The 14,567-nt window shown below is 69.3% G+C and carries 11 protein-coding genes; 6 read left to right on the top strand and 5 right to left on the bottom strand.

Annotation, left to right across the window (positions count from 1 at the left end; translation table 11 throughout):
* Positions 1 to 58: 58 nt before the first annotated feature.
* The 5 genes from ACZ45E_RS11850 to ACZ45E_RS11830 form a co-directional block, all read right to left on the bottom strand.
* The gene (locus ACZ45E_RS11850) at positions 59 to 1,051 is read right to left on the bottom strand and encodes a ThuA domain-containing protein (protein WP_468219465.1); all 993 of its coding nucleotides are present in this window, start codon (positions 1,049 to 1,051) and stop codon (positions 59 to 61) included.
* A 102-nt stretch (positions 1,052 to 1,153) separates the two neighbouring features.
* Positions 1,154 to 3,298 carry an outer membrane protein assembly factor BamB family protein gene (locus tag ACZ45E_RS11845; RefSeq protein ID WP_468219464.1) on the bottom strand — a complete coding sequence of 715 codons (2,145 nt, stop codon included), beginning with the start codon at positions 3,296 to 3,298 and terminating at the stop codon, positions 1,154 to 1,156.
* A 196-nt stretch (positions 3,299 to 3,494) separates the two neighbouring features.
* Positions 3,495 to 4,307 carry a citryl-CoA lyase gene (locus ACZ45E_RS11840; protein ID WP_468219462.1) on the bottom strand — a complete coding sequence of 271 codons (813 nt, stop codon included), beginning with the start codon at positions 4,305 to 4,307 and terminating at the stop codon, positions 3,495 to 3,497.
* Positions 4,304 to 5,521 carry a CaiB/BaiF CoA transferase family protein gene (locus ACZ45E_RS11835; protein WP_468219459.1) on the bottom strand — a complete coding sequence of 406 codons (1,218 nt, stop codon included), beginning with the start codon at positions 5,519 to 5,521 and terminating at the stop codon, positions 4,304 to 4,306. Before ACZ45E_RS11835 ends, ACZ45E_RS11840 begins: the two co-directional genes overlap by 4 nt.
* A gap of 54 nt (positions 5,522 to 5,575) precedes the next feature.
* Positions 5,576 to 6,352, bottom strand: coding sequence for an IclR family transcriptional regulator (locus tag ACZ45E_RS11830; RefSeq protein WP_468219458.1), 777 nt, complete (start codon positions 6,350 to 6,352; stop codon positions 5,576 to 5,578).
* 203 nt (positions 6,353 to 6,555) lie between these two features.
* Here ACZ45E_RS11830 and ACZ45E_RS11825 point away from each other — a divergent pair, with 203 nt between their 5' ends.
* From ACZ45E_RS11825 to ACZ45E_RS11800, 6 genes are all read left to right on the top strand, one after another.
* Positions 6,556 to 8,058 (top strand): aldehyde dehydrogenase family protein, encoded by a 1,503-nt coding sequence (locus ACZ45E_RS11825; protein WP_468219456.1) that lies wholly within the window; start codon positions 6,556 to 6,558, stop codon positions 8,056 to 8,058.
* A complete protein-coding gene (locus ACZ45E_RS11820; RefSeq protein WP_468219453.1) occupies positions 8,055 to 9,806 on the top strand; it encodes a thiamine pyrophosphate-binding protein in 1,752 nt (583 codons plus the stop codon). Before ACZ45E_RS11825 ends, ACZ45E_RS11820 begins: the two co-directional genes overlap by 4 nt.
* Before the next feature lie 115 nt (positions 9,807 to 9,921).
* On the top strand, positions 9,922 to 11,082 hold the full coding sequence (locus ACZ45E_RS11815) for an ABC transporter substrate-binding protein (RefSeq protein ID WP_468219451.1): 1,161 nt from the start codon (positions 9,922 to 9,924) through the stop codon (positions 11,080 to 11,082).
* A 7-nt stretch (positions 11,083 to 11,089) separates the two neighbouring features.
* Positions 11,090 to 11,959, top strand: a complete 870-nt coding sequence (locus tag ACZ45E_RS11810) for a branched-chain amino acid ABC transporter permease (RefSeq protein WP_468219449.1) — start codon at positions 11,090 to 11,092, stop codon at positions 11,957 to 11,959.
* A complete protein-coding gene (locus ACZ45E_RS11805; protein WP_468219446.1) occupies positions 11,956 to 13,788 on the top strand; it encodes a branched-chain amino acid ABC transporter ATP-binding protein/permease in 1,833 nt (610 codons plus the stop codon). Before ACZ45E_RS11810 ends, ACZ45E_RS11805 begins: the two co-directional genes overlap by 4 nt.
* Entirely contained in the window at positions 13,785 to 14,519 is a 735-nt protein-coding gene (locus ACZ45E_RS11800) for an ABC transporter ATP-binding protein (protein WP_468219444.1), read from the top strand. The genes ACZ45E_RS11805 and ACZ45E_RS11800 overlap by 4 nt, the downstream gene beginning before the upstream one ends.
* The last annotated feature ends 48 nt before the right edge of the window (positions 14,520 to 14,567 follow it).

Raw genomic sequence — 14,567 nt, 5'->3', positions numbered from 1 at the left:
ACCTGTCCCGGCCGGGGCCGGGTGGTTCTCCGGCGTTCGCCGTCTGCGACGCCGGGGTCTACTTGCAGAAGGGCGCCTTGCCCATGGCCGATTCGATGCCGCCCAGGAGGAGCTTCTGGAACTCGGCGGCGCCGGGGAAGGAGCCGTCGGTGGTGAAGTCCTTGGCGTCGTGGCCGAGGGTGGTGAGCCAGGAGCGGCCGCCGTCGTAGTACTGGCACCAGGCGACGGGGTGGTTCCCGCCGTGCCCGGGGTGGTTGTAGTTGCCTGTGACACCCTTGGCGAGGCTGGACTCGTCGACCTCGGCCAGTACCCGGACCTTGGTGGGGGCGGGCACGAGGTTGTACCACTCGTCCGAGAACGCCCACTTGGACGGCAGTTTCTTGGTGGAGACGTCTTTGCGGTCGACTGTCTCCACGGTGCCGGGCTGTGCCGCGCCGTGGTCATAGAAGTTCGCGTTGCCCAGCAGACCTTCGTACCAGGACCAGTTGTATTCGGTGCCGAACGCGTTGTGGACGCCGACGAACCCGCCGCCGCCGCGGACGTACTGGCGCAGGGAGGTCTGGGCGGCGTCGTCGAGGGCGTCGCGGCTGGTGGAGTAGAAGATGACCGCGTTGTACTTGAACAGGGTGGCGGGGGAGGAGAGCTGGGAGACGTCTTCGGTGTAGTCGACCTGGAAACCGTTGTCCGCGCCCAGCTTCTGCACGCCCTTCTGTACGACGTTGCTGTCGGTCAGCGGGGGGTTCATGCCCGGGGCGAGGGCGGGGCCGAGGTTGGCGTGGCGGGGGCCGGCGGTGCGGGTGTAGAGGAGCACCTTGTAGCCCTTGGAGGCGTCGAAGTTGCCCCAGTGGTGGTAGCAGCGGGCGTCGGTGCCGCGGCAGACCCCGTAGTCGGGATCGCCGAGTTCCTGCGCGCCCTGACCGATGCGGCCCTGGGCGACGCCGAGGGTGCCGGTGGCGACCAGCGCGATGGTGATGCCGAGCGTGCCGGCGACGCCGGTCAGGGCGGCGGTCAAAGGCCGGATGCGGCGTCTTGGTCCGGTAGTTGTCGTCATGCGGCTGTCCTCGCGATGTCTCGTGGCAGTGTGAGGTGTGAGGTGTGAGGTGTGGCCGGAGATCGGGCGCGCCGGCCACAGGTCAGGGCTGCGGGACGGCCGTTACTTGACGACGATCTTCCCTGTGCTCTGGGGAGCGATCGGGTCGTTGAAGAAGTACTCGCCCGGGGTGTCAAACGTGTGAGTGAAGGACTGGCCCGGCATGAGCAGGCCGGTGTCGAACTCGGCCTCGAAGAACGAGACGGCGCCGTGCGCGGACCTGTTGTCGGCCGGGTTGGTGAAGGTGACCGTCGTGCCCTTGGCGATGGCCAGGTGCTGGGGCGCCATCGCGTTCTGGGACACGAGGCTTTCGGTGGTGCCCGGCGCGTTCTTGGTGCTGTCCCAGGTCCGGCCCAGCGTGATGGTGTCGTGGGCGGTGTCGCCGCTGACGGCGGCGGCGCGGATCTGGTTGCGCTTGGAGGGCGGGGTCGGTGCCGCGGCCGGTCTGACCTTCCCGCCGAGCTTGAAGGCCCACAGGTGGTCGCCCTTGGGGATGTCGGGGTAGGGCAGGCCGTTGCCGCCGGCGAGGACGGCGACGTACTGTTCGCCGTCGATCTCGTAGGTGAGCGGGCTGGTGTTGACGCCCGCGCCGCACTGCCAGCTCCACAGTTCGCTGCCGTCGCGGTCGTCGAGCGCGGTGAGTACGCCGTCCGGGCGGCCCTGGAAGAGGACGCCGCCGGCGGTGCTGAGGACGCCGTTGCCGTGGGCGAGCGACCAGTCGCCCTCCTGGCGCCAGGCGACGGTGTTGGTGCGCGGGTCGACCGCGGCCAGACCCCCGGCGAAGTACTCGCCCAGCGGGCGTGCGGTGTTGACCCGGCCGCCGTGGGTGTTGGAGTACGCCGAGTTGATGAGTCCGTAGCCGACGTAGACCAGGCCGGTGCGGTGGCTGAAGGAGGGGGAGGACCAGTCGGCGCCGCCGCCCGCGCCGGGGAAGATGATGGTGGCGCGGTCCCAATGGGCTTCGAAGAGGCCGCCGGTCGGATAGAAGGGGACGGGCCGGGTCGCCTTGTCCAGGCGCGGCTCGGTCTCGACGAACGGCTCGCCACCCGGGAAGGGCTGGGTCGGTGAGGTCTTCTGCGCCGCGTGCTGGGGGACCGGGCGCTCCTCCATGCCGTGGATCGGCCTGCCGCTCGCGCGGTCGAGGATGTAGTACATGCCGGTCTTGCTGCCGTAGACGACGACCTGCTTCTTCTTGCCCTTGATCAGCAGGTCGGCGAGGACCGGGGACATGACGCCGTCGTAGTCCCAGATGTCGTGGTGGACGGATTGGAAGTGCCAGCGCCGCTTGCCGGTCTTGGCGTCGATGGCGACCAGGCAGTTGGCGAAGAGGTTGTCGCCGCCCCGGGTGGAGCCGTCGGTACGGGGATAGGGGTTGCCGAACGTCCAGTAGACGAGGCCCTGTTCGGGGTCGACGGCGGGGTGGATCCAGCAGACGGCGCCACCGGTCTTCCAGGTGTCGCCCTCCCAGGTGTCATGGCCGAACTGGCCCGGGCCGGGGGTGCCCCAGAACGTCCAGGCGACCTCGCCGGTGTCCGCCTTGAGGGCGTAGGCGCGGCCGCGGGCGCCGGCGGTGCTGCCCTGGGTGCCGATGTAGACCAGGCCGTCCCAGTAGACGGCGGCGCCGGCGAGGCCGCCCTTGCTGCCACCGCACTGGCCACTGGCCGGGTCGCAGTCCGGGTCGCCCTGGTCGTCGACGAGCAGTTCCCGGGTCCACCGGATCTCGCCGCTCTTCTGGTCGAGGGCGACGACGGTGTTGTCACCGGTGATGGTGAAGACCAGCCCCTGGCCGAGGGCGAGACCGCGCATGTTGGTGGTGTCGCTGCTGACCTTGGTCTTCCACGTGACCGCGCCGGTGCGGCCGTCGACGGCGAAGACGTTCTGCTGGGTGGTGGCCAGGTAGAGGACACCGTCCTGGGCGATGACCGCGCACTGCTGGTGGCTGGAGGTGGAGCCGTTCTCCAGGTTGATGTGCCAGGCACCGCCCAGTTTGCGGACGTTGTCGGCGTCGATCCGCTTGAGCGCGGAGTAGTTCTGGTTGCCCAGGTTGCCGCCCGCCTTGGGGAAGTCCTTGCCGGTGGCGGCGTGGGCCTGTCCTGGCACCGGGCGTGCCAGCGTGTCGGAAGCGGCCTGGGCGGGCGTCGCGTTGAGGAGGGCGACGGTGCCGGCGGTGGAGGCGGCCGTGGTGGTGAGGAAGCTGCGTCTGTCCATGGTCCCTCTTTCGAGACGGGTGCCTGACGGACTCGTCATGGGCGGGGCGGAGGAGTCTCAGGTGGGGGGAGGGAGAAGCGCGGTACAGATCATGGTCCGCTGTACGGTTCGCATGGTCCGCAAGGTGGTTGCCGATTGGCGGAAAGAAACGTTAGGGATGCGGTGCGGCCGTGACAAGAGGCGTGACGGGGTTTGTTCACGCGTCAGGCGGCTGAGGCAGCCGGGCGGGCAGCACAGTGCGGGGGAGAGGCCCCTTGTTGCGGCGCCCCTGCCCGGTCTCCTCCCAGGCGTGGGCCAGGATGCCCACGGAGCGGCTGAGCACGAACAGGCCACGCGCCAGAGGGGCGGCAAAGCCCAGTTCGGCGTAGATGACAGCGGTGGCGCCGTCGATGTTCATCGGTACCGGCCGGGCGCCCGCGCGCCGGTGTTCCAGGGCGGCTTCTACGGCCAGCGCGGCCTTGAGGTGGTCGCCGCCCACGGTGCCGTCGGCCACGGCGTGTTCGACCAGCGCGAGGAGCGGGTCCCGGCGCGGGTCGCGGGGGTGGAAGCGGTGCCCGAAACCTGGCAGGTAACGCGAACGGCTCTGCCAGTCGGCCATGGTGAGCCGGGCGGCGTCGTCCCATTCGGCACCCTCATGAGCGGCTTTGACGATGTCGGTGAGCATCTCCACACACTGCTGGCCGGCGCCGCCGTGCGCGTCGCCGAGCATGTTCACTCCGGTGGCCATGGCGCTGTTCAGGCCGATGCCGCAGGTGGCGGCCATCCGGGCGGCGGCGATCGAAGGTGCTTGCGGCCCGTGGTCGACGCCCGCCACCAGGGCTGCCTCGAGAAGGGCCGCCTGCGCCTGGGAGGGCGTTGTACCGCGTAGCAGTAGCCAGATGACGTCCACGAACCCGGCGGTTCCGATGAGTTGCTGGACGGGGCGCTCACGCAGTTCGATGCTGCCGGGCTCGATGTGACTGACCGCGGTGGCCCACCACTGGGCCGCCTCGTCATGGGATGTGGTCATGAGGCGGCGGCCTCCTCGGCGGACGCGATGTCTTCCGCCGCCTCGCCGCGCCAGCGTTGCGCAAGAGCCGTGCGCTCGGGGTTGTGCTGGCCCAGCAACGGCGGTGGAGAAGGCGGAGCGAAGGCCTCCCCGTCGAAAAGTACGCCGTTGCCGACCACGCGCAGGGGCTGCCCGGCGCGTGCCGGGTGGCTCAGCTCGGTGACGAAGCCGCGGTGGGCCAGCTGTGGCTGCTCCAAGGCTTCCGGCACGGTCAGGACTCGGGCGGCGGGCACGCCGGCGGCGTTGAGCTCGCGTTCCCAGTCGGCGGCCGGGCGGGCCGAGAGGGCACGATCCAGAGCCGCGTTGAGCTCGGCCCGATGGGCCTTGCGCTGCTCACGCTCGCTGAAGCGGGGATCCGCGATCAGTTCGGGGACGTTCGCCAGCCGGCAGAGTGTCTCGAACTGGCGCTGCTGGTTCGCGGCGATGTTCAGCGGGCCGTCCGCGGCGTGGAACGTTCCGGACGGGGCCGCGGTGGGGTTCTGGTCCCCCAGGGGCTGCGGCGGGATGCCGCTGACGAGGTAGTTGGAGACGGCCCAGCCCATGGTGGAGAGGGATGCCTCCAGCATGGAGACGTCGAGTCTGGCGCCGGCTCCGGTGCGCTCCCGGTGCAGCAGCGCGGCACTGATCGCGAACGCGGCCATCAGCCCGCCTGTGGTGTCGCAGACCGGGAAGCCGATGCGCTGCGGTGCGGTGTCCTGCGTGCCGGTCACGCTCATCATGCCGGTCAGGCCCTGCACGATCTGGTCGTAGGCGGGTGCGTCGCTCATCGGGCCGGTCTGTCCGAAGCCGGAGATGGAGCAGTAGACGAGGCGTTCGTTGAGCTGCTCCAGACGCTCGTGGCCGTAGCCCATCCGCTCCAGAACGCCCGCCCGGAAGTTCTCCAGCAACACGTCGGCGCCGACGAGGAGGTCCTCGAACAGGGCACGGTCGGCAGTGTCCTTCAAATCGAGTTCCAGTGATTTCTTGCCCGCGTTCTGGGCCAGGAACGATGCCCCGGCTCCGTCCCGGTTGAGCAGAGGGTCGGGGCCGAGGTTGCGGGCGAGATCGCCTTGCCCGGGGCGCTCGATCTTCACCACCTCGGCGCCCATCAGCATCAGTTGATAACTGCAGTAGGGCCCGGCGAGCACGTTCGTGAGGTCCAGAACGCGTATTCCATCGAGTGGGCGGACGTGCATACGGCGTCTCCTTCCAGTGGCGCCCCGCGTGAGGCGCCCCTGTGGGCGTACGGGTCAAGTGCGCGGCGGCCCTAGGGGGTGCTGGAAGCCCTGTTGGGCGATGCGGGTGGCCGTCTCCTTCAGGTCGGCCGCGAACTCCTCGGTGGCCGCCTGCGGAATGCGGACGCTCGGGCCGCTGAGCGAGAGGGATGCGACAGCCACACCTGAGGGGATGCGGATGGGTACGGCGACGGCGGTGAGGCCGACATCGCGTTCACCGTGGCTGACCGCGTATCCGCGAGTGGCCGCTTCCTCCGCCCACAGGCGCAACTGTTCGGCATGGGCCACGCCGTGCGGCGAGCCGCCGGCCACCCGCTGCAGGAGGCCGTCGGTGGCGCCGATGAGCAGCACCTTGGAGGAGGCGCCCGCCCACAGCGGCAGTTCGTCGCCGACCTTCACCACGTGCCGCAGTGGCTGTGGACTTTCCTGCTGGGCGACGCAGACGCGGTGGATGTCGCGCCGGATCATGAGATTCGCTGTCTCACCACGCCGGTCCACCAGCTCGCGCAGCAACTTCTGCGTGTCCGGGGGCAGTTCCCAGCTGGTGTGTGCCAGATGGGCCCACCGCCACAGCCCTGGACCGGCCGTGTAACCGCCTGGGGTCGCCCAGAGCAGTCCGTACTGCTCCAAGGTCTGCACCAGACGCACCACGGTGGTCTTGGGCAGACCGCTGGCGTCGACCATGTCCCTCAGCGGGACAGTGGGCTGATCTTCGGTCAGCAGCGACAGGATGTCCAGGGCGCGGCGCACACTGCGCACCCCACCACCGCCCTGCTCTTGCTCCGCGTCCACGTTCTCTCCTTCGGTGAGTGGGGTGATCGCCGCAGCCCGGAACGGTTGCCGGGGCCGGGGCGGCTTCTTCCGGCCGGGGAAACCGTGGATTTCAACTTCTTCGCGCCGCCCTATTGCCACGGCCTCATGGCGCCCGTACGTTACACGCCAGCCCACAGAGCAGTCCACGGAAACCACTAGATGGTTTCTCTTCTGGAGATGTGATGCTGCAAGACCTTCTCAAGGCTGCTGACGAGAACGACACCGTCGAAGCCCCTCCTTTTCTCTCCGGATCCTGGGGCGGCGAAGGTCCGCCCCAGGAACGCACCGGCCCCTACCTCAAACGCACGGTCAGTCGTGCCGCCACCGCGACGGCAGCGGAGATCGACACCGCCGTCACCCGGGCCGCCCAGTACGCGAAACAGATGACCGACCTGGCACCGTCGGCCCGGGCCGACATCCTGGAGTCCGCCGCACGCAACGCCGCCGTCCACCGGGACCGGCTCGCCCGCCTGCTCGCCCTCGAACTCGGCAAACCGCTCAAGGACAGCCGTACCGAGATCGACCGGGTCGCCTCCACCTTCGCCGTCTGCGCCGCCGAGGCCCGCCGCATCGACGGCGAGAACCTCCCCGTCGCCGGCTGGGACACCGGCATCGGCAACACGGCACTGACCTACCGCGCCCCGGCCGGCGTGGCCCTGGCCATCACGCCGTTCAACGCGCCCGCCAACCTGCTCGCCCACAAGCTGGGCGCCTCCTTCGCCGCGGGCAACACCACCCTGGTCAAGGCCCCGCCCCAGGCCCCGGCCATCTCCGCAGCCGTCGTCGCGCTCCTCCTGGACAGCGGCATGCCGCACCAGGCGGTCCAACTCCTGCACGGCGGCGGGGAGGTGGGCGCCGCCCTGTGCGCGGCCGACCAGGTGAGCGTCATCAGCTTCACCGGCAGCGCCGAGACCGGGGCCGCGGTGGCTCGCGCGGCAGGTGCCAAACGGCTCGCCCTCGAACTGGGCGGCAACGCCGCGACCGTCGTCTGCCAGGACGCCGACGCCGGCGCCGCCGCGCAGATCTGCGCACGCACCGGTTACAGCAACTCCGGCCAGAGCTGCATCTCCGTACAGCGTGTCTACGTACACCGCAGCCGCTACGACGAGTTCCTCGATGCCTTCACCGCCGCCGTCGACGCCCTCGTGGTCGGCGACCCACTGCTGGAGACCACCGACATCGGGTCCATGGTCGACGAGAGCGCGGCCGAACGCGTGGTGGCCTGGTCCAAGGAAGCCCAGAACCTGGGTGGCAGCGTCATCCGGGGCGGCACCCGTGACGGAGCCACCGCCGCTCCCACGATCGTCGCCGATCCGCCTTCCCACGCCTCCGTCGTCGTCCACGAGGTGTTCGGCGCGCTGGTGGCCGTCCTGCCCTACGACGACTTCGACACCGTCCTCGAACAGTGCAACACCAGCCGCTACGGGCTCCAGGCCGGGCTGTTCACCCATGACCTCACTCGCGTCATCACCGCCTGGCGGCGCCTGGAGGTCGGCGCTCTGATCGTCAACGGCTCCTCCAACTTCCGCCTCGACCACATCCCGTTCGGCGGTGTGAAGGACTCGGGCTTCGGCCGCGAGGCCCCCCGCTGGCTCATCGACGACTACAGCGTCGTCAAGACCCTCGTGCTGCGCGGCCTGTCCGTCTGGGGCGACAGCCGCGAGCTGCCCAAGGAGAACTCGTGACCACTGTGAATGCCGCCGAGGCCCTCGTCGCCCAGCTCGAGTCCTACGGCGTCGAGTACGTCTTCGGTACGTGTGGCCACACCAACATCGCGCTCCTGGACGCCCTCGGCCCCAGCTCCATCGAGTTCGTCATCGCCCGTCACGAACAGGCCGCCGCGCACGCCGCCGACGGCTACGCCCGCGCCTCCGGCCGTCCCGGCGTCCTGCTCACCCATGTCGGCCCCGGCATGATGAACGCCGTCACCGGAGTCGCCACCGCCGCCCTCGACTCCGTACCCCTGGTCGTCATCACCGGGGACATCCCCTCCTACTACTACGGCCGCCACCCCCACCAGGAGGTCAACCTCCACGCGGACGCCGACCAGACGGCCATCTACAAGCCCTTCTGCAAGCGCACCTGGGAAGTACAGCGCGCCCAGGACCTGCCGCGCGTCACCGAACGGGCCTTCTTCACCGCCACCAGCGGCCGCCCCGGCGCCGTCCTGATCAACGTGCCCATGGACCTGTTCAACCGCCCTGTCGCCCCCTACGCCGACGACCACCCGCTCCCCGGCCACGTCGGCCGCCCCGGACTGGACGGAGCCACCGCCGACCGCATCGCCGAAGCCCTCCTCCAGGCGGAACGCCCACTGATCTACTTCGGCGGCGGTCTGCGCGGCACCGGCGCCCGCGCCGCACTGCTCGACCTCGCCGAACACCTCGACATCCCCCTCGCGCACTCCCTGATGGGCAAGGGCGCCCTCGCGGACCGCCACCCCCTGCTCCTGGGCATGCCGGGATTCTGGGGTCTGGACACCACGCACGAACACACCAAGGGCGCCGATGTCGTCCTCGCCCTCGCCACCCGCTTCGCCGAGACCGACGCCAGCAGCTGGGACGCCACCTACACCTGGAACTTCCCGCCCAGCAAGCTCATCCAGATCGACATCGACCCCGCCGAGATCGGCCGCAACTACCCGGTCCACATCGGCGCCGTCGCCGACGTCGAACTCGCCCTGAACGCCATCGGCGCGGCCATCAGGGCCCGGCGGACCACGGCACTGACCCGCCCTGGACTGCGCGAGCGGATCGCCGCCGCCCGTAGCGCGGTCTTCGACGCGGCCACCGACGCCGGCCGCAGCGACAACTTCCCGCTGCGCCCCCAGCGCATCCTCACCGACCTGCGCGAAGCCCTGCCCGACGACGCCGTACTCGTCACCGATGTCGGCTGGAACAAGAACGGCGTCGCCCAGTGCTACGAACTGCCCGAGCAGGGCCGCTTCATCACCCCGGGCGGCGCCTCGACGATGGGCTTCGGACCGGCCGCGGCGGTGGGCGTGCAGATAGCGCAGCCCGGCCGTGTCGTCGTCGCCCTGATCGGTGACGGCGGCATGAGCGCCCAGCTGCCCGCCGTGCCGATGGCCGTCGAGCAGGGGGCGCCGGTCATCTTCGTCGTGATGAACAACCGGGCGCACGGCACCATCGCCGATCTTCAGGCATCGGCCTTCGGCCGCTCCTACGGATGCGAGTTCACCGACGCCGACGGCCGTGCCTACAGCCCCGATTTCGCCCAGTACGGCCGGGCCTGCGGCGCCGACGGCTACGCCGTGAGCTCACCGGCGGACCTGCGCAAGGCGCTCCAGGACGCCGTCGAGCGCCGCCGCCCCGCGGTCCTCGACGTTCCCATGGTCAACGAACCGGTGCCCACACCCGGCCACTGGAACATCAAGGACATCTACGCCGGTCGTTTCCCGGCCGACACGGTCTGACCAGCACCCTCCGCGCCCGTGTCATCTCCGCCGGCCGCCCCCGTGGCCGGCGGGCCGAGTCCCGTCGCCCCCGCCCGCATCACCCGTGTCCTCCACCCAACTATGAGGTGACCGAATGAATCGCACCGGCCGTCCGTCCGCGACGTACCCGCTGCTGATCGTGGCCATTGCCCTGGTGACCGCTGTGACCGCTTGCAGCGCTCCGGGAGAGAAGTCCGAAGACGCAGGGTCCGGCTCGGGGCCCATCAAGATCGCCGTTGTCGACGCCCGGAGCGGTCAGCTCTCGTCGCTGGGGGAGTGGGAGTACAAGGGCGCCAAGCTCGCCATCGACGAGTGGAACAAGAAGGGCGGCATCAACGGCCGCACGATCCAGATGAAGTCCTTCGACTCCCAGGGCGACCCCACGACCGGCACCAACCTGGCGCGCAAGATAGCCAGCGGGAACTACATCGCCATGATCGGCACCGCGGAGAGCGCCGTCACCGTCGCCATGGCGCCGGTGCTCAAGCAGTCCGAGATCCCCAACATCACCTCCGGCCAGGCGGATGCCCTCGTCGCGCAGAAGAGCCCCTTCCTGTTCCTCAACGGGCCCACCAGCACCACGTACGACAGCACACTCGCGAAGTTCCTGATCCAGGACAAGGGCTTCAAGAAGATCGCGATGATCTCCAACAACGGCTCCTTCGGCAAGGGCGAGCACGACGCCTTCACCAAGGCCGTCAAGGACCTCGGTGTCACCCCGGTCTCCGACCAGGTCGTCACCACCGACCAGAAGGACTTCAGCGCCGCACTGACCAAGATCCGCTCGGCGAAGCCGCAGGTCGTCTTCGTCGGATCGGAAGAGGTCGAGGCCGGACTCATCGTGAAGCAGGCCCGCGACCTCGGCATCGACGCCCCCTTCGCCGGCGCCGCCCCGCAAGGCACCCCCGTCTTCATCGACACCGCCGGCAAGAAGGCCGCCGAGGGCACCTTCGTCAGCTCCCCCTACCTCAGCAACGACATCAGCCCCGCCGCCACCAAGTTCGCCGCCGCCTACAAGGCCGCCTACGGCGAGGAGGCCGAACTCCACGGCGCCAAGGCCTACGACGGCACCAACATCGTCCTCACGGCCCTGAAGAACAGCGACGTCGCCACCGGCAAGAAGCTCGCCGACGCGATCCGCGACACCACCTACGACGGCCTGCTGGGCACCTTCCGGTTCGGTGAGAACGGCGTCGGCATCACCAGGACCACCATCGGCGTCATCCGTGACGGCAAGCTCGTCGAACACAAGTGAGGCCGTCGTGCAGGACACTTTCCAGACACTCGTCAGCGGGCTGAGCCTAGGTGCTGTCTACGCCCTCGTGGCCATGGGCTTCTCGCTCGTCTACCGCACCATGGGCCTGGTCAACTTCGCCCACGCCGACATAGCGATGATCGGCGCGTACGCCGCCTCCACCTTCTACCTCACCTCCAAGCTCCCCTTCGCCGTCGCGATGCTCGTCGCGATCGTCGTCACCGGCGCCATCGGCCTGGTCATCGAGCGGGTCCTGCGACCGCTGGAGAACAAGGACTTCGACCTGATGCTGATCGGCACGATCGGCTTCGGCATCGTCCTCCAGGCCGTCGCCATCCTCATCTGGGGCACCACAGGGCGCGCCGTCCCCTCACCCCTGGACTCCGCACCCCTGGACGTCCTCGGCATCCGGATCCGCACCTACGACCTGCTCGTCATGGCGGTGGCCGCACTCGCCGTCGTCGCCCTCAGCTTCTTCCTGTCCCGCACCAAGCGCGGCGTCGCGATGCAGGCCGTCGCCATGGACCATGAGGCTGCTACCGCCATCGGCATCAACGTCGGGCGCAGCAACGCTCTCGCCTTCTCCATCGGTGCGGGCCTCGCCGCCCTGGCCGGCGGGCTCGTCGGCCCCATGCTCTACGTGGACGCCTCGCTGGGCGGTGCGCTCGGCATCAAGGGGTTCGCCGCCGCCATGCTCGGCGGCTTCGGCTCCATCAACGGCGCGGTGACCGGCGGCATCATCATCGGCGTCCTCGACTCCTACGCCGCCGGCCACTTCCAGGGCTACTCGGTCCTCGTGACGTTCCTGGTGTTCACCGTGGCGATCATGATCCGGCCCACCGGCATCTTCGGCGAAAGGACGGTCAGCCGCGCATGAAAACACGTATCCCCGCCATCGGCGCGGTGGCCATTGCGGCCTGGGCCCTGCCCTACGGTCTGGGCACCTACACCATCCACGTCGTCAACATCGCCCTCATCTACGCCCTGTTGGCGATCGGCATGGGACTCGCGATGGGCATCTCCGGCCAGATCAATCTGGCCCAGGTCGCCTTCTTCGGCGTCGGCGCCTACGGCCTCGCCATCCTCACCACGCACTTCGGTCACGGATTCTGGCTTGCCGCCGTGCTGGCCTTGCTGGCCGCGATCGCCACCGGGCTCTTCGTCGGGATCCCCGCCCTGCGCATGCAGTCCCACTACCTCGGAATCGTCACCCTCGGACTCGCCCTCGGCTTCATCAACTGGATCACCAACGCCGACATCTCGGGCGGCGCCGACGGCATCTCCGGCATCCCCGTGCCCACCCTGCCCGGCATCGACCTGTCCAGCGAATACCTCTACTACTACCTCGAGGCCCTGGTCTTCGCCGTCGGCCTCGTCTTCGGACTCTTCGTCGTCCACACCTCGCTCGGCCGCCGGCTGCGCGCCATGCGCGACGACTCCCTGGCCGCGGGCGCGATGGGCGCCGAGATCCCGCTCCTGCGCATGACCGCCTTCCTCCTCGCCAGCCTCTACGGCGGACTCGCCGGAGTCCTCTACGGCGGCCTCATCCGCTACGTGGCGCCCGAGACGTTCTCCATCAGCAACATGTTCATCCTCCTCGCCATGGTCATCATCGGCGGCCGCCGCTCCCTCGTCGGCTGCGTCATCGGCGCCATCGGCCTCACCCTCGTCCGCGAATGGCTCTCCGACTTCTCCACCTACGCCCAACTCGGCTACGGAGTCGTCGTCGTCCTCATGGTCGTCTTCGCCCCCACCGGAGTGGCCGGCATCCCCGCCCGCGTCCGCTCCCTCTACCACCACCGGCGCGGCCACCGGACCGCGCGCGCCGAACTACGTGCCTTCACCCCGTACGAACCGGTGCGGGCCCCGGCACCTGCCGCGCTGTTGCGCATCGACTCGGTCAGCAAACAATTCCGCGGCCTGCGCGCCCTTGACTCCGTCTCGCTCACCGTCGACAGCGGGGAGATCCGCGGCATCGTCGGCCCGAACGGTTCCGGCAAGACCACCCTGTTCAACGTCATCAGCGGCTTCTACCGGGCCACCTCCGGCCGCGTCCACTTCGCCGACGCCGACACCACCACCGCCCGCCCCTACGCCCTGTCCCTGGCAGGCATGGCCCGCACCTTCCAGAACCTGCGCCTGTTCGGCCAGTTGACCGTCCGGGAGAACGTCCTCGTCGCTCTCGACCGCACCCGCACCCACGCCATCTGGCGCTACGCACTGTGGCAGCCCGGAGTCATCCAGCAGGAGCGGCGCCTGCGCACCCAGGCGGACGACATCCTCGAACGTTTCGGCCTGGTCGACTTCGCCGACGCTGACCCGACATCACTTCCCTACGGCATCCAGCGCCGCATCGAGATCGCCCGCGCCATGGCGAGCGGCCCACGGCTGCTGCTGCTCGACGAACCGGCCGCCGGACTCAACGGCGAGGAGGTGCAGCAACTCGTCCGCATCGTCCGCTCGATCCGCGACAGCGGCACCACCGTCGTCCTCATCGAGCACAACATGGGCCTGGTCATGTCGTTGTGCGAAAAGGTCACCGTCCTGTCCAGCGGAAAGATCATCGCGGAGGGAACACCTCAGGACGTCGTCGCCACCCCCGAGGTGATCGAGGCCTACCTGGGCGACACCGAACTCAGCGACCTCCAGCCCGAGCGACCCGCGCAGAGCGCACGGCCGCACCACGCCGAGGAGGCGACATCGTGAACTCCACCCCCCTGGGGCCGGCGCCCCGGCTCACCGTGGACGACCTCAGCGTGCACTACGGAGGCGTCTGCGCCGTCAGCAACATCGGCTTCACCGTGGAACCCGGCCAGTCCGTGGGGATCATCGGCGCCAACGGTGCCGGCAAGACCTCCACACTCAAAGCCCTCATGGGACTCGTCCCGCGCAGCAGCGGCCGCATCACACTGGGCGAGACAGACCTTTCCAAGGCCAAGGCCCGCGACATGGTCCGCCACGGCATCGGCTACGTCCCCGAGGGCCGGCACGTCTTCGCCGGCCTGCCCGTGGAGAAGAACCTCCTCCTGGGCGCGTACGCCCGCGCCTGGAACAAGGAGGTGCACCAGCAGCTCGACGAGATCTACGACCTCTTCCCCGTCCTCGGGGAGATGAGGCACCGACTCGCGGGCGCACTCTCCGGCGGTCAGCAGCAGATGCTCGCGATGGGCCGGGCTCTCATGAGCAGACCGCGCCTGCTCATCCTGGACGAACCCTCCATGGGGCTGTCGCCCAAACTGGTCGGCAGCATCCTCGACGTGCTGCTCAAGCTGCGGGACGAGGGCTTGAGCCTGCTGTTGGTGGAGCAGAACGCGAAACTGACCTTCGGAGCGACCAGCCATTGCGTCGTCATGGAGAACGGCGAGGCAGCCATGACCGGCAGCTCGGCCGCACTCAGCCACGACCCCCGCGTGCGTGAGGTCTACCTGGGCCTGTGACCCGCTGAGACACCTGAGCACGACGGCTTCACGTGAAAGGATCGTCAC

Source organism: Streptomyces sp. NPDC030991, assembly GCF_055571235.1.
The sequence above is the reverse complement of the archived record's forward strand: the minus strand, read 5'-3'. Positions and strand labels throughout refer to the sequence as shown.

What these genes read in the sequence shown, in the direction of transcription:
- ACZ45E_RS11850 (WP_468219465.1), bottom strand. Translation starts at nt 1,051, where the DNA reads ATGACGACAACTACCGGACCAAGACGCCGCATCCGGCCTTTGACCGCC.
- ACZ45E_RS11845 (WP_468219464.1), bottom strand. Translation starts at nt 3,298, where the DNA reads ATGGACAGACGCAGCTTCCTCACCACCACGGCCGCCTCCACCGCCGGC.
- ACZ45E_RS11840 (WP_468219462.1), bottom strand. Translation starts at nt 4,307, where the DNA reads ATGACCACATCCCATGACGAGGCGGCCCAGTGGTGGGCCACCGCGGTC.
- ACZ45E_RS11835 (WP_468219459.1), bottom strand. Translation starts at nt 5,521, where the DNA reads ATGCACGTCCGCCCACTCGATGGAATACGCGTTCTGGACCTCACGAAC.
- ACZ45E_RS11825 (WP_468219456.1), top strand. Translation starts at nt 6,556, where the DNA reads ATGCTGCAAGACCTTCTCAAGGCTGCTGACGAGAACGACACCGTCGAA.
- ACZ45E_RS11815 (WP_468219451.1), top strand. Translation starts at nt 9,922, where the DNA reads ATGAATCGCACCGGCCGTCCGTCCGCGACGTACCCGCTGCTGATCGTG.
- ACZ45E_RS11805 (WP_468219446.1), top strand. Translation starts at nt 11,956, where the DNA reads ATGAAAACACGTATCCCCGCCATCGGCGCGGTGGCCATTGCGGCCTGG.